18 protein-coding genes are annotated in these 23,864 nt (G+C 69.1%); 14 read left to right on the top strand and 4 right to left on the bottom strand.

Annotated features, from left to right (window positions below; translation table 11 throughout):
- Positions 1 to 4 precede the first annotated feature (4 nt).
- From recJ to H9Q09_RS13585, 5 genes are all read left to right on the top strand, one after another.
- Positions 5 to 1,798 carry a single-stranded-DNA-specific exonuclease RecJ gene (recJ, locus tag H9Q09_RS13605; protein ID WP_187391484.1) on the top strand — a complete coding sequence of 598 codons (1,794 nt, stop codon included), beginning with the start codon at positions 5 to 7 and terminating at the stop codon, positions 1,796 to 1,798.
- Between the two features lie 96 nt (positions 1,799 to 1,894).
- Positions 1,895 to 2,941, top strand: coding sequence for an aldo/keto reductase (locus H9Q09_RS13600; RefSeq protein WP_187391483.1), 1,047 nt, complete (start codon positions 1,895 to 1,897; stop codon positions 2,939 to 2,941).
- 110 nt (positions 2,942 to 3,051) lie between these two features.
- On the top strand, positions 3,052 to 4,035 hold the full coding sequence (locus tag H9Q09_RS13595; RefSeq protein WP_187391482.1) for a TAXI family TRAP transporter solute-binding subunit: 984 nt from the start codon (positions 3,052 to 3,054) through the stop codon (positions 4,033 to 4,035).
- 114 nt (positions 4,036 to 4,149) lie between these two features.
- A complete protein-coding gene (locus H9Q09_RS13590; RefSeq protein ID WP_187391481.1) occupies positions 4,150 to 5,943 on the top strand; it encodes a TRAP transporter fused permease subunit in 1,794 nt (597 codons plus the stop codon).
- A gap of 209 nt (positions 5,944 to 6,152) precedes the next feature.
- The gene (locus H9Q09_RS13585; RefSeq protein WP_187391480.1) at positions 6,153 to 7,286 is read left to right on the top strand and encodes a zinc-dependent alcohol dehydrogenase family protein; all 1,134 of its coding nucleotides are present in this window, start codon (positions 6,153 to 6,155) and stop codon (positions 7,284 to 7,286) included.
- A gap of 62 nt (positions 7,287 to 7,348) precedes the next feature.
- Here the strand turns inward: H9Q09_RS13585 and H9Q09_RS13580 are convergent, their stop codons facing one another.
- The gene (locus tag H9Q09_RS13580) at positions 7,349 to 7,693 is read right to left on the bottom strand and encodes an antibiotic biosynthesis monooxygenase (protein WP_024348561.1); all 345 of its coding nucleotides are present in this window, start codon (positions 7,691 to 7,693) and stop codon (positions 7,349 to 7,351) included.
- A gap of 23 nt (positions 7,694 to 7,716) precedes the next feature.
- Positions 7,717 to 9,714 carry a TonB-dependent hemoglobin/transferrin/lactoferrin family receptor gene (locus tag H9Q09_RS13575; RefSeq protein ID WP_187391479.1) on the bottom strand — a complete coding sequence of 666 codons (1,998 nt, stop codon included), beginning with the start codon at positions 9,712 to 9,714 and terminating at the stop codon, positions 7,717 to 7,719.
- 357 nt (positions 9,715 to 10,071) lie between these two features.
- Between H9Q09_RS13575 and H9Q09_RS13570 the strand changes: the two genes are divergently transcribed.
- The 7 genes from H9Q09_RS13570 (at position 10,072) to H9Q09_RS13540 (ending at position 17,257) form a co-directional block, all read left to right on the top strand.
- On the top strand, positions 10,072 to 10,263 hold the full coding sequence (locus tag H9Q09_RS13570; protein WP_024348559.1) for a hemin uptake protein HemP: 192 nt from the start codon (positions 10,072 to 10,074) through the stop codon (positions 10,261 to 10,263).
- A 10-nt stretch (positions 10,264 to 10,273) separates the two neighbouring features.
- Entirely contained in the window at positions 10,274 to 11,221 is a 948-nt protein-coding gene (locus tag H9Q09_RS13565; protein WP_187391478.1) for an ABC transporter substrate-binding protein, read from the top strand.
- Positions 11,218 to 12,330, top strand: a complete 1,113-nt coding sequence (locus H9Q09_RS13560) for an iron ABC transporter permease (protein WP_187391477.1) — start codon at positions 11,218 to 11,220, stop codon at positions 12,328 to 12,330. Before H9Q09_RS13565 ends, H9Q09_RS13560 begins: the two co-directional genes overlap by 4 nt.
- Positions 12,330 to 13,139: a heme ABC transporter ATP-binding protein gene (locus H9Q09_RS13555; RefSeq protein ID WP_187391476.1), complete on the top strand. Its 810-nt coding sequence runs from the start codon at positions 12,330 to 12,332 to the stop codon at positions 13,137 to 13,139. Before H9Q09_RS13560 ends, H9Q09_RS13555 begins: the two co-directional genes overlap by 1 nt.
- Before the next feature lie 157 nt (positions 13,140 to 13,296).
- A complete protein-coding gene (locus tag H9Q09_RS13550) occupies positions 13,297 to 14,352 on the top strand; it encodes a catalase family peroxidase (protein WP_187391475.1) in 1,056 nt (351 codons plus the stop codon).
- 25 nt (positions 14,353 to 14,377) lie between these two features.
- Complete coding sequence (locus tag H9Q09_RS13545; RefSeq protein WP_228238617.1) at positions 14,378 to 14,704, top strand: plastocyanin/azurin family copper-binding protein; 327 nt, start codon at positions 14,378 to 14,380, stop codon at positions 14,702 to 14,704.
- Positions 14,705 to 14,764: 60 nt separating this feature from the next.
- On the top strand, positions 14,765 to 17,257 hold the full coding sequence (locus tag H9Q09_RS13540) for an EAL domain-containing protein (RefSeq protein ID WP_187391474.1): 2,493 nt from the start codon (positions 14,765 to 14,767) through the stop codon (positions 17,255 to 17,257).
- A gap of 4 nt (positions 17,258 to 17,261) precedes the next feature.
- Here the strand turns inward: H9Q09_RS13540 and H9Q09_RS13535 are convergent, their stop codons facing one another.
- Both H9Q09_RS13535 and H9Q09_RS13530 read right to left on the bottom strand, forming a co-directional pair.
- Positions 17,262 to 18,536 carry an MFS transporter gene (locus H9Q09_RS13535; protein WP_187391473.1) on the bottom strand — a complete coding sequence of 425 codons (1,275 nt, stop codon included), beginning with the start codon at positions 18,534 to 18,536 and terminating at the stop codon, positions 17,262 to 17,264.
- Positions 18,537 to 18,555: 19 nt separating this feature from the next.
- Positions 18,556 to 19,440, bottom strand: a complete 885-nt coding sequence (locus H9Q09_RS13530; protein WP_187391472.1) for a dienelactone hydrolase family protein — start codon at positions 19,438 to 19,440, stop codon at positions 18,556 to 18,558.
- A gap of 150 nt (positions 19,441 to 19,590) precedes the next feature.
- Here H9Q09_RS13530 and H9Q09_RS13525 point away from each other — a divergent pair, with 150 nt between their 5' ends.
- On the top strand, positions 19,591 to 22,233 hold the full coding sequence (locus H9Q09_RS13525; protein WP_187391471.1) for a UvrD-helicase domain-containing protein: 2,643 nt from the start codon (positions 19,591 to 19,593) through the stop codon (positions 22,231 to 22,233).
- A 79-nt stretch (positions 22,234 to 22,312) separates the two neighbouring features.
- A complete protein-coding gene (locus H9Q09_RS13520) occupies positions 22,313 to 23,482 on the top strand; it encodes an NAD(P)/FAD-dependent oxidoreductase (protein ID WP_187391470.1) in 1,170 nt (389 codons plus the stop codon).
- Positions 23,483 to 23,864: the final 382 nt, after the last annotated feature.

The raw sequence follows: 23,864 nt of genomic DNA, 5'->3' as shown, positions 1-23,864 counted from the left end.
ATCCATGGCCGCACCCCTGCGCACATTTCTCGACGTCGATCGCTCGATCGGCGGTCGCCGCTGGCTGAACGCGCTCGACGAGCGGGCCGAAGGCGCCGCTCTGAAGATGGCGCAGTCGCTGGGCCTGCCGGACATCGTCAGCCGGGTGCTGGCGGCGCGCGGCATCGCCGAGGCCGATGCCACCGGGTTTCTCGATCCGCGCATCCGCGACCTGATGCCCGATCCCTCGCGCCTCACCGACATGGACGCGGCCGCCGAACGCCTCGCCGATGCCATCGGCCGGCGCGAGACCGTGGCGATCTTCGGCGACTATGACGTCGACGGCGCGGCCTCCTCGGCACTGCTCTGGCGTTACCTCAAGCATTTCGGCATCGACGCGGCGATCCGCATTCCCGACCGGATCACCGAGGGTTACGGCCCGAACCCGGCCGCGATGCGCGAACTCGCGGCCGACGGCGCGACGCTGATCGTCACCGTCGACTGCGGCACCGGCAGCTTCGAGGCGATCGAGGCGGCGCGCGCCGAGGGCGTCGACGTGGTCGTCCTCGACCATCACCAGACCGGCCCCGAGCTTCCCGAGGCCAATGTGCTGGTCAATCCGAACCGGCAGGACGACCTGTCGGGGCTGGGGCATCTGTGCGCGGCCGGCGTCGTGTTCATGACGCTGGTGGCGGTGTCGCGCGAATTGCGCCGGCGGGGCATGGCCCAGTCGAAGCTGCCGGACGTCTTCGGCCTGCTCGACCTCGTGGCGCTGGCGACGGTCTGCGACGTGGTGCCGCTCATCGGGCTCAACCGCGCCTTCGTGGTGCAGGGGCTGAAGGTCGCCCATGCCCAGCGCAATGGCGGGCTGGCGGCGCTCGGCCGGGTCTCGCGCCTGTCCGGGCCAATGGAGACCCATCATTTCGGCTTCATGCTGGGACCGCGGATCAATGCCGGCGGCCGGATCGGCGACGCGGCCCTCGGCAGCCGGCTGCTCTGCCTCGACGACGACGCGGCCTGCGACGAGATCGCCGCGCGCCTCAGCGCTCTCAACGAGGAGCGCCAGGCGATGGAGCAGACCATGCTGGCCGAGGCCGATGCCGAGGTCGCCGCCGAGATCGGCTCGGGGGAGGGCCCGGCCGTGCTGGTCGTCGGCTCGAACGACTGGCATCCGGGCATCGTCGGGCTGATCTCGGCGCGCCTCAAGGAGCGCTATCGCCGCCCGGCCTTTGCCATCGCCTTCGACGGGTCCGGTCGCGGCACCGGCTCGGGCCGCTCCATCGGCGGGTTCGATCTCGGCCGGCTGGTGCGCGAGGCAGTGACCGAAGGGCTGCTGGTCAAGGGCGGCGGCCATGCGATGGCGGCCGGCGTGACCATCCAGAAGGACCGGCTCGGCGATTTCCGCGGCTTCCTGGAAGAACGCGCCGCGGCGGCCGTGAGCGCCTTGCGCGAAGGCGATTCCCTCAAGGTCGACGGCACGGTCAGCGCCGCCGGCCTTACCCCGGACCTTTATGCGACGATCATGCGGGCCGGGCCCTTCGGCTCGGGCCATGCGTCACCGATCTTCGCGCTGGCCCGGCACCGGATCGATTCCTCCTCGATCGTCGGCAATGGCCATGTGCGGGCGACTTTGCGCGGCGCCGACGGGGCGCGCGTCTCGGCCATCGCCTTCAAGACGGCGGACACCGAAATCGGCCAGAGGCTGCTCAATTCCCGCGACCGGCCGGTCCACGCCGTCGGCACGCTGTCGCTGGACAGGTACCGGGGCCGCGAGGAAGTGCGTTTCCGGCTGCTCGACCTCGCCGAAGCCTTCGACTGAACTCGCCGTCACCCCTGCAACCCTGCCGTTTGCTTGTGCCGGGGGAAGAATTGGCTAGGGTCCGGCCCGAACGATTCCCCATCAGCGAGGACACGCATGAAGTACCGTCCACTCGGCCGGACCGGCCTGAGCGTCAGCGAGATCTGTCTCGGCACCATGACCTGGGGAAGCCAGAACAGCGAAGCCGAGGGCCATCAGCAGATGGACTACGCGGTGGAGGCGGGCGTCAATTTCTTCGACGCCGCCGAAATGTATCCGACGACGCCGATGACCGCCAAGACCGTCGGCCGCACCGAGGAGATCATCGGGACGTGGTTCGCCGCGTCCGGCAAGCGTGACGATGTCGTCCTCGCCAGCAAGATCACCGGTCAGGGCAATGCCAAGGTGCGCGGCGGCGAGCCGATCACCGGCGCCAGCGTCCGGGCGGCGGCGGAGGCCAGCCTGAAGCGGCTGCAGACCGACCGCATCGACCTCTACCAGCTGCACTGGCCGAACCGCGGCTCCTACCATTTCCGCCAGTCCTGGACCTACGATCCGAGCGGCCAGGACCCCGCCGCGGTCGAGGCCAACATGGTCGAGGTGCTGGAAGCGCTGGACGAACTGGTGAAGGCCGGCAAGATCGGCCATGTGGGCCTGTCCAACGAGACCTGCTGGGGCACGCAGAAATTCCTGCAGATTGCCGAGGCGCGCGGCCTGCCGCGGGTCGCCTCGATCCAGAACGAGTACAGCCTCATGCATCGGCTGTTCGACCTCGATCTCGCCGAGCTGTCGGTCAACGAGGATGTCGGCCTGCTGGCCTATTCGCCGCTCGCCGCCGGCCTCCTGACCGGCAAGTACAGCGGCGGCGCCAGCCCGGAGGGCGCGCGGCTCGCGGTCAACGACAACGCGCTCGGCGGCCGCTACACGCCGGAGAACGCGGTCATCGCCGACGCCTACGGCACCGTCGCGAAAAAGCACGGCCTCGATGTCTGCCAGATGGCAATCGCCTTCTGCCTGACCCGGCCGTTCATGACGGCGGCGATCATCGGCGCGACCGACATGGACCAGTTGCGCAACAACATCGCGGCAACGGACGTGACGCTCGGTGAGGACGTTCTGGCCGAGATCGACGCGCTGCATCGCAAGCATCCGATCCCGATGTGAGCCTTCAGGCGGCCGCCGTGCCTTGCCTCAAGGGTCGTCCGCACTTGACAGAGAGGCCGGCGCTGCCGACAGCGTCGACCGGGACACACGCCGGCACCGGCGGAACGACGATGGGAGGAATGACGATGCACGGAAATGGTCTGAAGACGTTCGCAGCCGCTGCGGCCGTACTGGTCGCGGGGCTCCATGCGGCACCGGGTGCCGCCGAGGAGCGGATCTCCTACAAATCCGCCAAGAGCGGCACGTCCTACTACCAGATGGGCGTCGAGCTCGCGAATGCGGTCAAGGGCGGCACCGATGGCGAGGTGATCGTCACGGTCGAGGAAAGCCTGGGCTCGGTCCAGAACGTGATGGAAGCGGCGGCCCGCGCCGGCAATTACGTCTTCACCGCGCCTCCGGGCCTCGTCTCGGCGGCCGCGGCCGGCACCGGCCCCTTCGCCGAGCGCCAGAACCCGCGCTTTGCCGAGATCCGCTCGCTGTTCCCGATCCCGTCGCTGACCATGCATTTCGTCATGCGCGGCGACGCCGATGCGCGCGCGCTGGAGGACATGGCCGGCAAGACCATCCTTCTCGGCAAGGGCTCCTTCGGTGCCACCGAGGGCGAGAAATATCTCGAGCTCTTCGGCCTTGCCGACAAGGTGACGGTCGCCGACGCCGAGCTCGGCAACGCCTCGGACGCGCTGAAGAACGGCCAGATCGACGGTTTCGTCACCGCCGGCTCGTTCCCGGCACCGAACGTCATCGAGGCCTCGGCCAGCACGCCGGTCAGCCTGATCACGCTGACCGACGAGCAGGTCGCCGAGACCGGCCGCACGCGGCAGGTGATCCCGGCCGGCACCTATGCCGGCATCGACGAGGACACCGTCACCACCTCGCTGCCGGTCGTCGCCTTCACCACCACCGCCACGAGCGAGGAGACCGCCTATCTCCTGACCAAGACCTTCTGGGACGAGAAGGCGGCGATGGGCGAGAGCGCCCGCTGGTGGAACGCGGTCACGCCGGAGCTCCTGGAAGGCAGCGGCGTCAAGCTGCATCCGGGTGCGGCGCGCTACTACGAGGAAGCCGGGGTCGATCTGCCCGACGATCTGCGCTGAGACGACCGGGCCCTGAACCCACAAAGACCCTTCCGGCCCCGGTAGCGCGCGACGCTGCCGGGGCCGGCCTGCAAGTGCGACGCGCCGCGCGGCGGCCCGCGCGAGGATGATGCGATGAGTACGATGGTAGCCGACGACGCGGCCGTGCGCCCTCCGATGTGGTTCGTCTGGCCGGTGCTCGGGCTGCTCTCCATCGCCTTCCATCTGGGACTGATCTTCAGCGGTCTCGTGCCGGCGCTGGTCGCCCGGCCGCTCCACATGGCGCTGGCGCTGCCCTGGCTCTTCGTCTTCCTGGCCAAGACCCGCACGCAGCTCCTCACCGGCTGGGTACTGCTGATCCTCGGCGAGATCGGCTGCCTCTACATCGTGCTCAACGCCGAGGCGCTGTCCGACCAGTACGGCTTCATCGACAATGGCTTCCAGATGGCGATTGCGATCACGCTGCTCGCCATCACGCTGGAGATGGCGCGCCGCGCGATCGGCTGGCCGCTGCCGCTGGTGGCCCTTCTGTGTCTCGCCTACGGCCTGTTCGGCCAGTATGTGCCCGGCGAATACGGCCATCCGGGCTTTCCCTTTGCCAGCTTCCTCGGCACCATGACGATCACCGAGGGCGGCATCTGGGGCTCGCTCACGGGCGTCTCCGTCGGCATCGTCTCGATCTTCGTCATTCTCGGCGCCGTGCTGAATGCCGGCGAGGCCGGGCAGGGCTTCATGAATGTCGCGACGTTGGCGGCCGGGCGCCTGCGCGGCGGGGCCGGCAAGGTGTCGGTGCTGTCCTCGGCGATGTTCGGCTCGATCTCCGGCTCGGCCTCGGCCAATGTCGCCTCGACCGGCGCGGTGACCATTCCGGCGATGACCCGGCTCGGCTATCCGCGGGCGCTGGCCGGCGCGGTCGAGGCAGTGGCCTCGTCGGGCGGCCAGATCATGCCGCCGCTGATGGGGGCGGGGGCCTTCGTCATGGTCGAGCTGACCGGCACGCCCTATGCGACCATCATGGCCGCGGCGCTGCCGCCGGCAATCCTCTACTTCCTGACCACCTGGATCGGCATCGACCTGTTTGCCCGGCGCTACGGCCTCGGCGCCGTCGATGCGGCGGACCGTCCGTCGGTTCGCGACGTGGTCATCACCTCCATGTTCTTCGCGGTGCCCTTCGGCATCTTGCTGGAGCGCATGTTCGTCGGCGGTTTCACACCGCAATATGCCGCCTGCCTGGCAATCCTCGCCGCCGCGCTGCTGCTCTTCGTCAATGTGCGCGGCGAGGTGTCGCTGCACCGCTTCGTCGAGCGGGCGAGCGGGGCCGCGGTCAGCGCCGGGCAGCAGATCGCGGTGATCGGCGCGATCATCATCTGCGCCTCCATCGTCATCGGCGTCCTCGGCATGACCGGGCTCGGGGTGAAGGTCACCTCGACGATCCTGTCGGTGGCCGACGATTCCCTATGGCCGGCGCTGCTTTTGACGGCGATCGCCTGCATCCTGCTGGGCATGGAGGTGCCGACGACGGCGGCCTACGTGATCTGCGTGACCATCGCCGGGCCGGCGCTGGAGCGGCTCGGCATCGAACCCTTGCTGGCGCATCTCTTCGTCTTCTGGTTCGCGCTTCTGTCGACCATCACCCCGCCGGTCTGCGGCGCCGTGTTCATCGCGGCCGGCATGGTCGGCGAGAACTGGCTGAAGGTGGCGGGGTCCGCCATGCGCCTCGGCATCGGGCTCTATGTCATCCCGCTGGCGATGATCGCCAATCCGGCGATCATCCACATGGCCGACCGTCCGGCCGAAGCCGGGATCGCCTTCGTGAAAATCGCCATCGCGCTCTGGGCGCTGTCGCTGGCCTTCATCTGGAAGGGGCCGGTGTGGCTGCGGCTAGCCGCCGGTCTTGGCGGGCTGATCGTCTGCTTCGCGCCGCTCTGACGGGCGCACAAGCAGAAGCCGCGAGGCGCGGATTGCCAAGCCGCCAAAGGCGATGCGACATTCCCGGCCGATCGCAGGGAGACATGCGGCGCACTGAGAAGCATCGCCCGGCCGGATTGCACCGGAAAGCGGCGGGCCTGTTCAGTGGTGCGCGGTTGATGCCGGCCGTCGCGGAGCATCGCGGCGGCAGGCTCGAGGGGAGGACAGACATGACGACGACCACCACGCGCGCGGCGGTGCTGCGCAGATCGCCCGTAGAGGGCCCCTATGCCACATCGCGGCCGCTCTCCATCGAGACCGTCGAACTCGCGCCGCCGGGGGACGGCGAGGTGCTGGTGCGCATCAAGGCTGCCGGGCTGTGCCATTCCGACCTCTCGGTGATCGACGGTGTGCGGCCGCGGCCGACCCCGATGGTGCTCGGCCATGAAGCCGCGGGCATCGTCGAGACGGTCGGCGCGGGCGTCGACGATTTGGCCCCCGGCGATCACGTGGTGATGGTCTTCGTGCCGTCCTGCGGCCATTGCAGCCCCTGCGCCGAAGGCCGGCCGGCGCTGTGCGAGCCGGGCAATGCCCGCAATGGCGAGGGCACGTTGCTGTCGGGCGAGCGGCGCCTGTCCTGCGAGGGCGAACCCGTCCACCATCATCTCGGCGTCTCGGCCTTTGCCGAGCGTGCCGTCCTGTCCCGCCGTTCGCTGATCAAGATCGACCCGGAACTGCCGCTGGAGATCGCGGCGCTGTTCGGCTGCGCGGTGCTGACGGGGGTCGGCGCGGTGGTCAATACCGGCCGGGTCAAGGCCGGCGAGACGGTCGCCGTGGTCGGGCTCGGCGGCGTCGGCCTCAGCGCCATTCTCGGCGCGGTCGCGGCCGGGGCGTCGCGGATCATCGCGGTCGATCTGCAGGCCGACAAGCTGGAGATGGCGAAGACACTGGGGGCGACGGAAACCTTCAATGCCGGCGAGGAGGGCGTCGCCGATGCGGTGCGCGCGGCGACCGGCGGCGGTGTCGATCATGCCTTCGAGATGGCCGGCTCGGCACGGGCGCTGGAACTGGCCTTCGCCATCACCCGGCGCGGCGGGGCGACGGTGACGGCCGGGCTGACCCCGCCGACGGCGACCATGGCCCTGTCGCCGCTCAAGCTCGTCGCCGAGGAGCGGACCCTGAAGGGCAGCTATGTCGGAAGCTGCATCCCGAGCCGCGACATTCCCCGCTACATCGCGCTCTATCGCGGCGGACGGCTGCCGGTGGACCAGCTGTTGACCAGCCGCGGAACGCTCGACGATATCAATGAAGGCTTCGATGCGCTCGCGGCTGGCCGCACGGTCCGCCACGTCGTCCTGCTATGACGCGGGGCCCGTTCATGCCGGCCGGCAGCGCGTGAACCCGCGCCGCCGACCGGTCTTATCGCTCAGCCGGTAGCGGCAAGCTCTGCCGCTTCGAGACCCGGAATGGTCTGGACGACGGTGAAGCCTTCGAACTCGGGGTGGCCGAGATACATGGGCTGGCGTTCGCCGGCACTGCGATGGGCGGCCCGGAACGCTTCCGACTTGGTCCAGCCGGTGAAGGCGGCCTCGTCGGCCCAGATGGTGTGCGAGGCGTAGAGGACGTGGTCCTCGCGCACCGGCCCGCGCAGCAGGTGGAACTCGACGAAGCCCGGCACCGTCTGGAGCTGGGATTCGCGATTGCGCCAGACCGCCTCGAACTCCTCCTCCTGTCCGGGGAGCACCTTGAAGCGGTTCATTGCGATGAACATGGTCTGATCCTTGTGTTGGTGTATCAGCTGTCGACGCCAAACTTGATGCTCACGCCGAACATTGCCTCGAAGCCGGGCGCCGGGTCGGTCTCGCTTGCCGGGAAGCCGGAATAGGCCTGGTACTGCCGGTCGAAGAGATTGCGGATGCTGGCGTCGAAGCGGGTGTTCTCGTTGGGCTCGTAGGCGACGAAGAGGTCGAAGACGTCGTAGCGGTCCGAGGCGAGGGTCGGATCGGTGACGTCGTCCTTGGCCGCCACCGCATGCCAGCGGCCGCCGAAGGTCAGGCGTTCGTCGAGCGCCCGGAAGCCCAGCGTCGTCGTCAGCTTGTCGGGATAGACCGAGTTGAGCGGATCGCCGTTGCGGCGGTTCTCGCCCTCGATGATCGCCCCGGCCAGACCCACATAGCCCCAGCGCCAGTCATAGCTGGCCTCCAGCTCGACGCCTTCCAGCCGGGCTTCCTCGATGTTCTGGTACTGCAGCGCATCGTAGGGCAGGCGCGCAAAGCAGATCGGCCCGCGGCCGGCGAGGCACGGATTGGCGACGCCGGGCCGGTCGAGCGTGGCATATTCGATGTAGTCGTCGACGTCGTTGCGGAAGACCGCCAGCTTGGCGCGCAGCCCGTCGCCGCCGACGAGCACGTTGTCGTAGGAGAGGTTCACGCCGGCCTCCAGCGTGTGCCCGACTTCCGGCGACAGGCCGGCATTGGGCAGAAGCTCGAAGGCGGCGGGCGCCGGGTGGAGACCCGACACAACCGCCTCGTTCAGTGTCGGCGAGCGCAGGCCCTCGGCATAGGTGCCGTAGATCTGGAAGCCCTGGATCGGCGTGACGCCGACGCTGAGCTTCGGGGAGAAGCGGTCGCCGGTATTCTCTTCGGTCGTCGCCGTGCTGGTCAGGTCGAAATGATCGAAGCGGCCGCCGCCGATCACTTCCAGCCAGGTGTCGTATTCGAACCGGGCCTGGATGAAGCCGCCATAGACCTCGCGCGTGCCGGACGGCGTGAAGAGTTCGGTCGAGCCGACATCGTCGCGGGTCTCCACCTCGTCGCGGAAATAGTCGACGCCGTAGGTGAGGGTGGTGGGCACGATGCCGAGATCGAAGTGCGAGGCGTTGTAGAGATCGAAGCCGGTCGTCGACACCTCGACATCGCGGCGCGCCGCGGCGGAATTCTGGTCGATCTGCGTGTAGTCGGTCTCGTTGCGATAGAGGTTGAAGTTGAGGTCGACCAGCGGCGTGTCGGGGCTGACGAAGGTATAGCCGAGCCGGTAGGTGGCGTTGCGCACGTCGGTGTCGCGATCGGCGCCGGTACCGGTCGATGAGACGAAGTCGTTGTCGTAGATGACGCCCGACAGGGTGATCTCGTGGCCGTCGGCGGGGCGCAGCCGCGCCTTCAGGACGCCGGAGCGCACGTCGAAGCCGGTGTTGTCGACATCGTTGCCGTCACCGTCCCGGTAGTCGTCCTCGTCGCGGTAGACGAAGGCGCCGTAGACATCGGCGTCCTCGGTGAGGCGCACGCCGGCTTCCAGCTTGCCCAGCCAGTCCGGCCCGTTGGTGCCGTAGACCGTGCCGAGGCGCGCCGCGTAGCGCTCGGACGGCGTCAAAAGGTCTTCCAGTTCCAGCGTGCGCATGGCCACCACGCCGCCGATCGCGCCGGAACCGTAGGCGTTCGCCACCGGGCCGCGGATCACGTCGATGCCGCCCAGAAGCGCCGGATCGACATAGACGAGATTGTTGTCGAGATGGCCCTGCACGCCGAAATTCTGGCGGGCGCCGTCGATCATCACGTTGACGCGGCCGGAATCGCGCAGGCCGCGGACGGAAATGGACACGCCGGGATCGTCGCGGTCGCTGGTGGTGGACACGCCCGGAATCGTCGCCAGCACGTCCTCCAGATCGCCGGCATTGTAGCGGGCGATCTCGTCACGTCCGACGACGCTGACGCCGCCAAGGCTCTGGATCGGGCTCTGCGGACCGCGATTGGCGAGGATCGACACCTCGTCGAGCTGGATCGCCATCGCGTCCATGTCCGGAGCGCCCGCCGGTTCCTGCGTGGTTTGCGCGTCCTGCGCCATAGCGACGGTCGAAAGGGCGAGGAGCGAAACGCCCGTCGCCAGGGAAAGAAGGAGGGGTGGTGTCGCGCCGCGAAGGCGCCCGTCTGGATGGGCCATGATTTCCCGCTGTCGTTTGAGAGGCGTGACGGGCTGGCTGGCTACGGTCAGGAGCGGCTGGCTGGCATCCGGAGGCGGACGGCCTGTCGACCGTGGCGCCTTGCTTGCATTCGATATTTAACCTGACTATCAGAGTCAACATTGTTGCCGAGGGGGTGGCAAGGCCCGGTGGGCTGGGGTGTCCAGCGCGGGATGACGACGATAAGGGTGCAGATGATGTGCGAAACGGCGCCGAAGCCGCAGACGGGGACCGGCCATGAGGCGAGAGGAACCGGCGGCGGAACGCTGCCGATGCTGAATGCCGCCGAGCTGTTTTCGGCCGGGCGGGAAGTCCTGATCCGGCATGCCGGCGACATCTACCGGCTGCGGCTGACGTCCAACAACAAGCTCATCCTGACCAAGTAGGACATCCGGCATGCAAAGCCTTATCCGCCGCCTCACCATCGCCGCCGCGGCGCTGTCGCTCCTGCCGGCCCTCTCGGCTCCGGCGATGGCGGAGAGCCGCAGCGTCGTCGACGCCCATGGCCGCACGGTCGCGATCGCCGATACGGCGCGCATCGTGTCGATCGGCGGGGCGGTGACCGAAATCCTCGACGCGCTCGGCATGGCCGACAAGATCGTCGCGGTGGACACGACCAGTACCTATCCCGTGGCGATGACGGACAAGCCGGATGTCGGCTACATGCGCGCGCTGGCGGCGGAAGGCATCCTGGCGCTGTCGCCGACACTGATCGTCGCCATCGAGGGCGCCGGCCCGCCAGACGTGCTCGACGTCCTGGAGGCGGCTTCGGTGCCCTTCGTCAACATTCCCGACACGCCGACGGTCGAGGGGATCGTCGCCAAGATCCGCGCCGTGGCGGACGCGGTCGGGGCAGGGGAGAAGGGCGAGGAACTGGCCGCGGCGGTCGCGGCGGACCTGGCGGCCGTGACTGCGGCGACCGCAAATGTGGACGAGCGGGCGAGCGTTGCCTTCGTCCTGGCCATGCGGGGCGGGGCGCCGATGGTGGCCGGCCGCGAGACCTCGGCCGACGCCATGCTGGCGCTGGCCGGCGCCGACAACGCCTTTGCCGCCTTCGCCGGTTTCAAGCCTGCAACGCCGGAAGCGGTCGTCGCGGCCGCGCCCGATGCGGTTGTCACCATGCAGTCGGGCGAGCACGCCGACGGCCTCGATCACGTTCGCGCCGACCCAGCCTTCGCAACGACGCCGGCGGTGAAAGAAGACCGACTCTTTGCCTATGACGGGACCTATCTTCTCGGCTTCGGCCCGCGCACGGCCCATGCGATCCGGGATCTGGCCGCCGATCTGTATCCCAGGCTCGATCTGCCGACGCTGCCGCCGCGTGCCTGGGTCGAGCCGCGGTGAGCGTCTCCGGCGAACTGGTGGGCGCGCGAACGGGGAGGGGCGGGGGCATCCTGCGATCGCGCGACCGCGCCGGGCTGGCGCGGATCAGCGTCGTCGCCGCGGCGATCCTTGCGGTGCTGGTCTGCCTCGTCGCGCTGACGGTCGGGGCCGCCGGCCTGTCGCTTTCGGCGACGCTCGACGCGCTGGTCACGGCCGCAACCGGCGGTCGTGAGACACTGGACCTGTCGCTGGCCACCATCGTCCTCGACATTCGCCTGCCGCGCGTCCTTGCCGGCATGCTGGTCGGGGCGGCGCTCGCCCTGTCCGGCGCGATGATGCAGGGGCTGTTTCGAAATCCCCTGGCCGATCCGTCGCTTGTCGGAATCTCCTCAGGTGCCGCACTCGCCGCCGTGACCAGCATCGTGCTGGGAGAAATGGCCGCCGGCTGGCTGCCGGAGCTTGTCGCGCGGCATCTCCTGCCGATCGCCGCCTTCCTCGGCAGCCTTTGCACGACAATCATCCTGTACCGGCTCTCGACGGTCAACGGCCGCACCTCGGTGGCCGCCATGCTGCTCGTCGGCATCGCGCTCGCCGCGCTCGCCAGCGCGCTCATCGGCGTGCTCGTCTTCATCTCCAACGACCAGCAATTGCGCGAACTGACCTTCTGGACCATGGGCGGCCTCGGCGGCGCCACATGGCCGAAGATCGCGGCGGTGCTGCCGCTGATGCTGCCGGCCTTCGTCGCCGCGCCGTTTCTTGCCCGCAGCCTCAACGCCATGACGCTCGGCCACACGGAAGCGTTTCACCTCGGCATCGACGTGCAACGCGTCACGCGCCTCGCGGTGTTCGTCATCGCCGGGGCGATCGGCGCGGCCGTCGCCATCTCCGGGATCATCGGCTTCGTCGGCCTGATCGCGCCGCATCTCCTGCGCACGCTGATCGGCCCGGACCATCGCACCCTGCTGCCCGCGGCGGCGCTCTTCGGCGGCAGTCTCGTCGTTGCCGCCGACACCGCGGCGCGGACCATTGTGGCGCCCGCCGAACTGCCGATCGGCATTCTCACCGCGCTGGTCGGGGCGCCGTTCTTCCTCTGGCTGCTGCTGCGGCGGCGCGGCGGGCTGGTGGTCTGATGCTGGAACTTGCCGACATTTCGGTCTCCCTTGGCGGCCGGACCATCCTCGACGGGGTCAGCCTCGCCGTCACTCCCGGCGAATGCGTCGCCGTGATCGGTGCCAACGGGGCCGGCAAGTCGACGCTGCTGAAGGTGTTGAGCGGGCAGATGCGGCCGGACCGCGGGGCGGCGCGCCTCGACGGATGCGCGATGGGAGACATCGGTGCTGCCGCGCTGTCGCGGCGCCGCGCGGTGGTCGCCCAGAGCGTGGCGCTCGCCTTTCCCTTCACAGCCGCCGAGATCGTCGGCTTCGGCGCCGAGGCGGGCGGGGCGCTCGGCCGCCGGCGCGAAGCCATCGCCGCCGCGGCGCTGGCGCAGGTGGACATGGCCGGCCATGCGGAGCGGCTGGTGCCGAGCCTGTCCGGCGGCGAGGCCCAGCGCGTGCATCTGGCCCGGGCCATCGCCCAGCTCGAAGCGGCGATGGAATCGCCGGCCGGCGGGAGTGCGGACGGCCATTACCTGCTTCTGGACGAACCCACCGCCAGTCTCGATCTGCGCCACCAGGTCGAGACCCTCTCGCTGGCCCGGCGGCTGGCTGGGCGGGGCATCGGGGTCGTCGTGGTGCTGCACGACCTCAATCTCGCAGCGCTGGCGAGCGACCGCATCGTCGCGCTCAAGGACGGGCGCGTCCTGGCCAACGGGCCGGTCGGCACTGTCGTCGACGACGCGCTTGTCAGTGCGGTCTACGGCATCGCCCTGCCGGTCGGCCGGACACCGCCTGATCTGCCCTTCGTCCTGCCCCAGACCGCGCCGGTCGGCGCCGCCTGACAGCGTTCCGGTCGCCGCTTCCATTGCCCTTGCGACAGCTGTGCCGTGACGTCCCGTTCCGGCTAACAATCGGCTGCCCGGAATTATCCGCAATGTAGCAATGGGTTAAGCAGGCGCGTGTCAGGTTGCCGCGTGAGCAACTGGCAGGAATCCCACAATGACCAGACCTGACGACAGGCGCGCCGGCGCCCTGATTCGGCGCGCGGCAGCCGTTCTTGCAGTTTCGACGGCATGGTTCGGCGCCGCACCCGCGCTCGCCGAGGACAAGCCGGCCGGCACCAGCCAGACCCAGCTCGCCCGGGACATCGTCGCCGGGCTCGACAAGGTTTTCGGCGGACCGCACAAGGGCTACCGGACGGCCCATTCCAAAGGCATTCTCCTCGACGGGACGTTTCGCCCGTCCAAGGACGCCGCATCGCTGACCCGCGCCGAACATCTCACCGGGGGCGATGTGGACGTGACGGTCCGCTTCTCGAATTTCGCCGGAGTGCCTCATGTCGGCGACAATACCGGTGACGCCAATCCCAAGGGCATGGCGATCAAGTTCCTGCTGCCGGACGGCGGCTCGACGGACATCGTCGCCCATTCCTTCGACGGCTTCGCCGCCCAGACGCCGGAAGAGTTCCGCCGCTTCGTCCAGGCGCTCGGCTCGTCCGATCCGCAGGCTTTCGCCGATCACCTGGCCGCGCATCCGGCCGCCAAGCGCTTCATCGAGGCGCCGAAGCCGGCACCGGTCAGCTTCGCCACCGAGGCCTTCTACGGCGTCAACGCCTTCTTCTTCACCAATGCGGCCGGCGAATCGCGCTTCGGCAAATATCGGCTGGTGCCGGTCGCGGGCGTCGCGCATCTGAGCGCGGCCGAAGCGGCGGCGAAGGACCCCGGCTATCTCTCGCAGGACATGGCCGAACGGCTGGAGGACGGGCCGGTGCAATTCCGCCTGCTGGTCCAGCTCGCCGGCGAGGGCGATCCGATCACCCGCGCAGCCTTTCCCTGGCCCGAGGACCGCGAACAGGTGGAGCTCGGCGTCCTGTCCCTGACGACGCTGGCTGCCGATTCGGTCGCGCGGCAGCGCGAGCTTGTCTTCACGCCGCTCAGCCTCGTCGGCGGCATCGCGCCCTCCGACGACCCGATGCTGATCACGCGCACCCGCAGCTACCGCATGTCCTATAGCCGGCGGCTGACCGCCGGCGCGGCGGCGGCGGACAGCCACTAGCCCCGACACGGAAAGGACGTCCCTGATGCTCCGTCTCGTCACCTGCGCCGCCCTGTGCGGCTTCACCCTGCCGATCGTCGTCGCCATGGCGGCGGGGCACATGGTCGTTATCGACCAGATCGACCGCATGTTCGACCGCAAGGCGGTGGCGATCGAAGAGGGCGACACGTTGCGCTTCACCAATCGCGACGAGTTCCTGCACCAGATCTATGTCGAGACCGACGGCTTCAGCTTCGATTCCGACGAACAGGCGCCCGGCGAGGTGATCGACGTCACCTTTCCGCGACGGGGCGACTACGAAGTCCGCTGCGGCATTCATCCGCGCATGAGCCTCGCCGTTTCGGTCGAATGATACCCGGCAGATTCCGCCCCTCCTAACGCTCCGGGATTACGACACCGCATGCCCCTCCGGTTGAAACTTCTTGTCGGCTGCCTGTGCCTGACGCTCGTCACGCTCGGTCTCGGCGTCTTCGCGCAGCACTCGCAGCGTGGGGCAGGTGACCTCGCCACCCGCATTTACGACGAGGCGCTTCTGTCGTTGAGCTATCTGCGCTCGGCGCAGAACTCGCTCCTGCAGATCGAGATGGACGATCTGCAGCTGCGTTCGGGCGAGGTGCGGGGCGATGGCGAAGCGTTCCTGTCGGCGCAGACCGCGCTGTCGACATCCCTGCCGGACATCATGGCGGATCTCGACGTCGCCTCGGAGCGGGCGATGTCGCCCGGCGGCCGCCGCAAGATCGGCGAAATCCGCACCGGGCTGCAATTGCTGCAACAGGATTTCAGCACGCTGGACAACACGCAGCTGCGGGCGCGGTTTTCCGCCCTCGACGGCGAATTCGACACGGCGGTCGAGATCCTCGCCGGCGACGGATACCGCTTTCGCCGGGAAGTCGGCGAGCTGATCGAAGCCTCGATGCACAGCACCCAGGGTGCGATGGCGGCGGCCGTTGTACTGGCCGTGATGATCTCGCTGATGCTGGCGCGGATGATCGTACCGCCGCTGAACCGGGCGGTGCAGGTGGCCGAATCGATCGCACGCGGCAAGCTCGACAACGAGATCGTGCCACATGGTCACGACGAGACCGCCCAGCTGATGCGCGCCCTGGCGACGATGCAGCGCAGCATCGGCGAGCATATCGGCCGCATCCGCGAGCTCATGGCCGAGCAGGCCGACAGCTACGACAGCCATATCGCCATCCAGAACAGCCGCTTCGAGGCGGCGCTCAACAACATGACGCAGGGCCTGTGCCTGTTCGACGTCAACGAGCGGCTGGTGATCTTCAACCGGCGGTTCGCGGAGATGTTCGGCGGCCTGCAGATCGGCGTGTCGGCGCGGCAGGTGCTGCTCGATCCCGAGATCCAGCATCTTCTGGCGCCGGGCCCGGACGGCAGCTTCACCCACGAACTTCCCGACGGCCGGATGATCGCGACCTCCCGGCAGGCGATCGAAGGCGGCGGCTGGCTCGACACGTTCGAGGACGTCACCGACCAGTATCGGGCGCAGGCGAAGCTCTCCCACATGGCGCTGCACGACGCGCTCACCGGACTGCCCAACCGGGTGCAGTTCCGCGACCGGCTGGAGACGGCGACGCGGACCCCGGCCGGCATCGCCAACACCAGCGTGCTCTGCCTCGACCTCGACGGCTTCAAGGCGGTCAACGACACGCTCGGCCATCCGACCGGCGACGCGCTGCTGCGCGCTGCGGCGGCCCGGCTGCTGTCCTGCGTCAGGCAGGGCGATCTCGTGGCCCGCGTCGGCGGCGACGAATTCTCGATCATCCAGTCCGCCAGCGATCCGCATCTTGGCGCCGCAGCCCTGGCGCAGCGCATCGTCGATGCCTTCGTCGAGCCGTTTCCCATCGACGGGCGGCCGATCTGCGTCGGTGTCAGCGTCGGCATCTTCGTCACGGCGAAGATGGCCGAGGCCGGCCGGGCGATCGATCCGGACACCATCATCAAGAATGCCGACGTGGCCCTCTACCGGGCCAAGAGCGAGGGCCGCGGCACCTTCCGCTTCTTCGAGCCGGACATGGATGCCGGTCTGGAGGCGCGGCGGCAGCTCGAACTCGACCTGCGGCTGGCCGTCGAGAACGAGGAATTCGCGCTGTTCTACCAGCCCTTCGTGGATGTCGAGCGCCAGGTCGTCACCGGGTTCGAGGCTTTGTTGCGCTGGCACCATCCGCAGCGCGGCCTGGTCTCGCCGGCCGAGTTCATCCCGGTCGCCGAGGATTGCGGGCTGATGGCGCCGCTGGGCGTCTGGGTTCTGGAGACCGCCTGCCGGCAGGCCGCCGAATGGCCGTCGGACCTGGCCATCTCGGTCAATCTTTCGCCGGTGCAGTTCCGCGACCCGGGCCTCGCCGATATCGTCGAGGCGGCACTGGAGCGCGCCGGCCTCGCCCCCGAACGGCTGCGGATCGAGGTCACGGAATCGCTGCTGCTGCAGGACAGCGCCACGGTGCTGGCGACGCTGAAGCGGTTCCGCGACCATGGCATCGGCATCTCCATGGATGATTTCGGCACCGGCTATTCCTCGCTCGGCTATCTCAGCCGGTTCCCCTTCGACAAGATCAAGATCGACCAGTCCTTCGTCCGCCACATCGACGATCGCGAGAACATGGCGATCATCCGCGCCGTGATCGGCCTCAGCCGGGCCATGGACCTGTCGGTGATCGCCGAGGGCGTCGAGACGTCGGCCCAGCGCGATATCCTGTTGCGCGAGGGCTGCCGCGAAATGCAGGGCTATTTCTTCTCGCCTCCGAAGCCGGCGGACGAGCTTGCGCGCATGCTCCTGACCTGCGGACGCGGGGCGGTGGAGGACGACGAAGCCGTGTCGGCCGAGCTGGTCTGCCTGACGCCTTCGCCGCCGGCCGATGCCGCACCGCGCAGCCGGGCGCTGCCGGGGTGACGGATCACGATGGCTGGCGGGCCGGTTCGGCCGGGATCGCTGGGGCGGTCGCATGGCGCAGGGCCGCGCGGTAGCAGGCCAGCCCGACAAGGGTGAGCAGCGCCACCACCGCCAGCGCGACATCGTAGCCGCCGGCTGCCCAGAGCAGCGAGCCGACAAAGGGCGACAGCGCGTAGGCGCACAGATAGGGCACGGCCATGGCGCCGCTGATCGCGCCGAACCGGGCCTGGCCGAGGATCTCCCGCGTCATCACTGGCCGCATGATGCTGAGGACGCCGTAGCCGCTGCCTTGCAGGACGACGAAGGCGATCACCAGGAGGGGCGCGAACTCCGCCGCGATCAGGCAGAGCGTCGCCGTGATCACGAAGGCGAAGGACAGTGTCGTCACCCATGCGTTGGACAGGTGGGCGCCGCCGAGCATCAGCGCCAGCCGCCCGGCGACCTGCATCGGCCCGATCATCGCCGCCGCGAGGACCGCGAGATCGAGGCTGACGCCCCGGTCCGCGAGGATCGGCAGCAGATGATTCAGCACCACCCCGTGATTGAAGCCGAGCAGCGAAAATCCGGCGGCGAGATACCAGAACAGCGGACGGCGCAGAAGGGCGGGGGCCGGCGCGGACGACGCGGTCGTGGCTGACAGCGGCGTAGCAACGGCCGGACTGGCGGTCGCCTCGCCGGAGCGGATTGGTGCGTGCGGCTGAGCCGGCAGGCCGGCGGAGGCTTCGAGCGCCCGGGCGCCGAGGACGATCAACGGCACGCCCAGGCATCCGACAAGCGCCGCGAACAGCCAGACGGCGCCCTGCCAGCCGGCCGTCTCGGCCATGAAGTGATTGAGCGGAAAGGACAGGGTGCCGGCAAAGCCCGCTACCAGCGTGACGCGGGTGATCGCGGGGCGGGCATCGGCGCCGAGCGCCCGCGTGACCAGCGCGAAGCAGGGCTCGTAGAGGCAGCCGCCCATCGCCGCGCCGATCCCGAGCCAGAGCAGCGCGAAGCCGGGCAGGGTGCCGGCGAAGGGCAGCAGCGCCAGAAGGATCGCCCCCGCCAGAGCGGAGCCGCCCATCACCAGCGGACCATGGCCGCGATCGATCAGGCGGCCCGCCGTCGGCGAGACGATTGCCGAGACAATGATGGCCGCCGCGAAGGCCGCCGTGAGCCAGGTCTTGGACCAGCCGGCATCGGCTTCCCAGCGCAGGAGGAGCGCCGGGAAGAGATAGTAGAAGCCGGCCCAGACGATGGTTTCGCCGAAGGCCAGGCAGAGGACGGCGTGTGCCGCACGCATGCGGGCTGTCCCGGCGGGGCTAGCCGGCCAGATGCGTCTTCAGGAAGTCGACGGTGCGGCCCCAGGCCAGCCCGGCGGCAACCTCGTCGTAGCGGGCCTGCGAGGTGTCGTTGTTGAAGGCGTGGTTGACGCCCGCATAGACATGGACCTGATGCTCGGTGCCGGCGGCCTCCAGCGCGTCGCGATAGGCGTCGATGCCGGCATTGATGCGCTCGTCGAGGCCGGCGTAATGCAGGAGCATCGCCGCCTTGATGTCGGCGACCTTGTCCGCATCCGGCTGGCGGCCGTAATAGGCGACACCGGCGGCAAGGTCCGGATCGGCGACGGCGAGATCGTTGACGAGGCCGCCGCCCCAGCAGAAGCCGACCGCCCCGACGCGGCCATTGCCGTCCTCGCGGCCCGCGAGCCATATGCGGGACGCCTTGGCATCGGCGATGCGGGTCTCGGCATCCAGCGCGCCGATCATCTCGCGGGCCTTGTCCTCGTCCGGGGGCGTGCCGCCGGCCGGCGACAGGAAGTCGGGCGCCACGACCAGGAAGCCTTCCAGCGCCAGCCGCCGCGCAACGTCCTGGATATGGGCGTTGAGGCCGCGGTTCTCGTGGATCACCAGCACCGAGGGCAGGGCATCGGTCGCATCGGCGGGCCGGGCCACATAGGCCTTCATCTCGCCGCTGGCGCCGGGATAGGTGGCCCAGACGCCGGCCAGACGCGGATCGTCCGGCGCGACAATGGCGGCGCGGGCGCTGGATGCGGCCATCAGCGGCGCGATGGCGGCCGCGGCGGTCGCCGAACCGGCCAGGGCCGTCAGCCGGCGCATGAAGCCGCGGCGATCGAGCGTCAGGTGCGTGTATTCGTCATAGGCATCGATCATCGCCTGGGTGATCGTCGGGGTCCTGTCGTCCATGATCGCCTGCTCCATCACCGTTCGCAGGGCATACTAACCCGTTGCGCCCCCGGCGCAATGCGGCGGCAATCGCGCATCGCGGCCGCGCCATGCCGGCTTCCGGCGAGCGCTTCCCTAGTGTTCCGCGCGCGAAGTCTTACATTGGCGCGGATGACTGATTTCGACGAATCAACCGGGGTCCCGGCGGCCCGTCCCGGCGGCATCGCCGCCCGTGCGCTGTCGGCCCGCGGGGTGGCCCGCAATGCCGGCGCGCCGGACTATCTCTCCGGCCTCAATGCCGAGCAGCGTGCCGCCGTGGAGACCACCGAGGGCCCGGTGCTGGTGCTGGCCGGCGCCGGCACGGGCAAGACGCGCGTCCTGACGACGCGCATCGCCCATATCCTCGCCACCGGCCGGGCCTGGCCGTCCCAGATCCTCGCCGTGACCTTCACCAACAAGGCCGCGCGCGAGATGAAGCAGCGCATCGGCCTTCTGGTCGGCGAACAGGTCGAGGGCATGCCGTGGCTCGGCACCTTCCACTCGATCGGCGTGAAGATCCTGCGGCGCCACGCGGAACTCGCCGGGCTGAAGTCGAACTTCACCATTCTCGACACCGACGACCAGATCCGGCTGATCAAGCAGCTGATCAAGGCCGAGAATCTCGACGACAAGCGCTGGCCGGCCCGCACCTTCGCCAACATGCTGGATGGCTGGAAGAACAAGGCACTGACGCCGAAGGACATTCCGGAGGGCGACGCGCGGGCCTTCGCCAACGGCAAGGGGCGGGAGCTCTACGCCGCCTACCAGGCGCGGCTGCAGTCCCTGAACGCCTGCGATTTCGGCGATCTCCTGCTGCATCCGATCGCGATCTTTCGGGACAACCCGGATGTCCTCGCCGAGTATCACGACCGCTTCCGCTACATCCTGGTGGACGAGTACCAGGACACCAACGTCGCCCAGTATCTCTGGCTGCGGCTTCTGGCCCAGCGTTCGCAGGTGCGGGCCGAGGCCGGGCGCAGCCCCGGGCTTCGGCAGGCGGCGGGCGCCGGCGCTGTGACGCAGGCGGGCACCGCCGAGGCGGGCGCGGCTGAGCGGCCGCCGGTCAACATCTGCTGCGTCGGCGACGACGACCAGTCGATCTATGGCTGGCGCGGCGCCGAGGTCGACAACATCCTGCGCTTCGACCGGGACTTTCCCGGCGCAACCGTGATCCGGCTGGAGCGCAATTATCGCTCCACCGCGCACATTCTCGGCGCGGCCTCGCATCTGATCGCCCATAACGAGGACCGGCTCGGCAAGACGCTCTTCACCGACTATTCCGACCCCGAGCACCAGAAGGTCGAGGTCAATGCCGGCTGGGATTCGGAGGAGGAGGCGCGGGCGATCGGCGAGGCGATCGAGGATCTGCAGCGGCGCGAGGACCACAATCTCAACGACATGGCGATCCTGGTGCGCGCCTCGTTCCAGATGCGCGAGTTCGAGGACCGCTTCGTCACCATGGGGCTGAACTACCGGGTGATTGGCGGTCCGCGCTTCTACGAGCGGATGGAGGTGCGCGACGCGCTCGCTTATTTCCGCTGCGTCTGCCAGCCGGCCGACGATCTGGCCTTCGAGCGGATCGTCAACACGCCGAAACGCGGGCTCGGCGACGCCACCATGCGGCTGCTGCACGATTATGCCCGCGCCCGCGGCGTGCCGCTGATCGCGGCGGCGGTCGAGATGGTGGAAACCGAGGAGCTGAAACCCAAGCCGCGCAACGCGCTGCGCCGGGTGGTCACCGATCTGGTGCGCTGGGCCGAGCAATTGTCCACCGCCAAGCACACCGACCTCGCCGAGCAGATCCTCGAGGAATCCGGCTACACCGAGATGTGGCAGAACGATCGCTCGGCCGAGGCTCCGGGCCGACTGGAGAATTTGAAGGAACTCATCCGCTCCATGGAGGCCTATGACACGTTGCCCTCCTTCCTGGAGCATGTGGCGCTGGTCATGGACACCGAGCAGAACGCCGAGATGGACGCCGTCTCGATCATGACGCTGCACGCGGCCAAGGGGCTGGAGTTCGAGACCGTCTTCCTGCCCGGCTGGGAGGAGGGGCTGTTTCCCCATCAGCGTGCCCTCGACGAGGGCGGCCGCTCCGGCCTCGAGGAAGAGCGCCGGCTGGCCTATGTCGGCATCACCCGCGGCAAGCAGCGGGTGAAGATCTGGTTCGTCTCCAATCGCCGCATCCACGGCATGTGGCAGTCGACCATCCCGTCGCGCTTTCTCGACGAACTGCCCGAGGCGCATGTCGAGGTGATGGAGGCCAACACCTCCTATGGCGGTTACGGGGCCGGCGGCTTCGGCGGCTATGGCGCCAGCCGCTGGGACGGCGCGGCGGCCTTCCAGGAAGGCGCCTACACGACGCCGGGCTGGCGCCGCGCCCAGGCAGCCAATGCCGGCTTTGCCGGTGGCAATGGCGGGCGCGGCCGGGGCGGCGACGGCTGGTCGGGCGGGCGCACCCGCGAGATCAGCTATGACGAGGGCGGCGTCGGCGCCCGCAGCGGCCAGCACGGCGGCAAGGGCCACAACCAGCCGCCGCGCACCGGCTTCGGCCTCAATGCCGCGGCCCGCAAGGGCGGCCCGCGCGATATCGAGGGCGAACTGGTGGCCAAGTCGGTGGCGACCGAAGCCAGCCGCTTTGCGTCCGGCGACCGGGTCTTTCACCTGAAGTTCGGCAACGGCACTGTCGCAAGCGTCGAGGGCAACAAGCTGACCGTCGATTTCGACAAGGCCGGGCAGAAGCGCGTGCTCGAAGGCTTCGTGGAGCCGACCTGAGCATCGGCCGGCCGTCGCCTGTCTGACGGCCGGACCGAATGACGGGCCAGGCTCCCGCATCTCACCGCAAAGAGCGACGATGGATTACGACGCGATCATTCTGGGTGCCGGCGGCGCCGGGCTTCTGGCGGCGGCGACCGCCGGGCAGGCGGGGGCGCGCGTCCTGGTCCTCGACCATGCCGACGCGCCGGGAAAGAAGATCCTGATCTCCGGCGGCGGACGCTGCAATTTCACCAATCGCGAGACCGAGCCGCACTGCTACCTCTCGGAAAATCCGCATTTCGCCAAGTCGGCGCTCAGCCGCTACACCCAGTGGGACTTTCTCGCCCTGGTCGAGCGTTACGGCATCGCCTGGCATGAAAAGACCCTCGGGCAGCTGTTCTGCGACGGATCGGCGAAGCAGATCGTCGACATGCTTCTGGCGGAATGCCGGGCGGGCGGCGTCGAGATCCGCCTGTCGACGCCGGTGGGCGAGATCGCCCATGCCGATGGCCGCTTCCGGGTCGCCGGCGCATCCGCCCCGGCGCTGGTCATCGCCACGGGCGGGCCGTCGATCCCGAAGATGGGCGCCACCGGCAAGGCCTACGAGATCGCCGAACGCTTCGGCCTGAAGCTCGTCACCCCGCGCCCGGCGCTGGTGCCGCTGACGCTCGGCAAGGACGAGATGCTGTTCCGCGAGATTTCCGGTGTGGCCTGCCCGACGATCGCGCGGGTGCGCGACATCGCCTTCGAGGAGGCGTCGCTGTTCACCCACAAGGGCCTGTCGGGCCCGGCGATCCTGCAGGTCTCCTCCTACTGGTCGCCGGGTGAGACCATCGAGCTGACCCTGGTCAAGGATGCCGCCGAGATGCTGCGGGCGGCGAAGCGGCGCATGCCGCGCGCCCACATGAAGGCGGCGCTCGCCGAGCGGCTGCCCAACCGTCTCGCCGACGCCCTGGCCGAGCGCATCGGCGAGACGCGGCCGCTGGGCGCCATCACCGATGCCGAGCTGGATCTGGCCGCCGACACGCTGACGCGCCTGCGCTTTCGCCCGACCGGCACCGAGGGCTATGCCAAGGCCGAGGTGACCGCCGGCGGCATCGATACGGCGGAACTGTCGTCGAAAACCATGGAAGCTAGGCGCGTCCCCGGCCTCTACGCCATCGGCGAGGTCGTCGACGTCACCGGCTGGCTCGGCGGTTACAATTTCCAGTGGGCCTGGGCCTCGGGCGTCGCCGCCGGCAAGGCGATCGCCGCGCGGCTGGGGTGAGGCGGGGCGGCGGCGTGGTGGCACGCCGACGTGGTGGCGGCGCGAAGCGACGTGGTGGCGACCCCCCTCAAACACGGGCGTCATCCTCGGGCTTGACCCGAGGACCCATGCCAAGCCCTCCGCGCCGCCGCGGCGTTGCCGAACGGCAGCCCCGCCAAACGGCGGCTCATCTCATGGCAATCGCCACGTGTATCGATAGCCTCCGAAAACGCTTGAAGCAGCGGATGGTGAAGTTGTGGCGGTCTGCCGCAATGCGGCTGGCCGTTATGGTGCTGTTACCGGTCGGGCCGTCACCGTCGCGGCGGTGTCGGCGCTGAGGCATGGGTCCTCGGGTCAAGCCCGAGGATGACGCGGGGAGGGAGGTCGTGGCCAGTCGCGGACG

This window comes from Aurantimonas sp. DM33-3, assembly GCF_014334315.1.
GTDB lineage: Bacteria > Pseudomonadota > Alphaproteobacteria > Rhizobiales > Rhizobiaceae > Aurantimonas > Aurantimonas coralicida.
Note: the sequence above shows the minus strand (reverse complement) of the source record. Positions and strands in the feature narration are given on the sequence as shown.

Excerpts from the sequence above, each read along its gene's own strand:
- H9Q09_RS13555 (WP_187391476.1), top strand. The coding sequence starts at position 12,330 with ATGCTGGAACTTGCCGACATTTCGGTCTCCCTTGGCGGCCGGACCATC.
- H9Q09_RS13520 (WP_187391470.1), top strand. The coding sequence starts at position 22,313 with ATGGATTACGACGCGATCATTCTGGGTGCCGGCGGCGCCGGGCTTCTG.
- H9Q09_RS13565 (WP_187391478.1), top strand. The coding sequence starts at position 10,274 with ATGCAAAGCCTTATCCGCCGCCTCACCATCGCCGCCGCGGCGCTGTCG.
- recJ (WP_187391484.1), top strand. The coding sequence starts at position 5 with ATGGCCGCACCCCTGCGCACATTTCTCGACGTCGATCGCTCGATCGGC.
- H9Q09_RS13550 (WP_187391475.1), top strand. The coding sequence starts at position 13,297 with ATGACCAGACCTGACGACAGGCGCGCCGGCGCCCTGATTCGGCGCGCG.
- H9Q09_RS13570 (WP_024348559.1), top strand. The coding sequence starts at position 10,072 with ATGATGTGCGAAACGGCGCCGAAGCCGCAGACGGGGACCGGCCATGAG.
- H9Q09_RS13525 (WP_187391471.1), top strand. The coding sequence starts at position 19,591 with ATGACTGATTTCGACGAATCAACCGGGGTCCCGGCGGCCCGTCCCGGC.
- H9Q09_RS13575 (WP_187391479.1), bottom strand. The coding sequence starts at position 9,714 with ATGGACGCGATGGCGATCCAGCTCGACGAGGTGTCGATCCTCGCCAAT.
- H9Q09_RS13600 (WP_187391483.1), top strand. The coding sequence starts at position 1,895 with ATGAAGTACCGTCCACTCGGCCGGACCGGCCTGAGCGTCAGCGAGATC.
- H9Q09_RS13590 (WP_187391481.1), top strand. The coding sequence starts at position 4,150 with ATGAGTACGATGGTAGCCGACGACGCGGCCGTGCGCCCTCCGATGTGG.
- H9Q09_RS13530 (WP_187391472.1), bottom strand. The coding sequence starts at position 19,440 with ATGGACGACAGGACCCCGACGATCACCCAGGCGATGATCGATGCCTAT.
- H9Q09_RS13545 (WP_228238617.1), top strand. The coding sequence starts at position 14,378 with ATGCTCCGTCTCGTCACCTGCGCCGCCCTGTGCGGCTTCACCCTGCCG.
- H9Q09_RS13580 (WP_024348561.1), bottom strand. The coding sequence starts at position 7,693 with ATGTTCATCGCAATGAACCGCTTCAAGGTGCTCCCCGGACAGGAGGAG.
- H9Q09_RS13535 (WP_187391473.1), bottom strand. The coding sequence starts at position 18,536 with ATGCGTGCGGCACACGCCGTCCTCTGCCTGGCCTTCGGCGAAACCATC.
- H9Q09_RS13595 (WP_187391482.1), top strand. The coding sequence starts at position 3,052 with ATGGGAGGAATGACGATGCACGGAAATGGTCTGAAGACGTTCGCAGCC.
- H9Q09_RS13585 (WP_187391480.1), top strand. The coding sequence starts at position 6,153 with ATGACGACGACCACCACGCGCGCGGCGGTGCTGCGCAGATCGCCCGTA.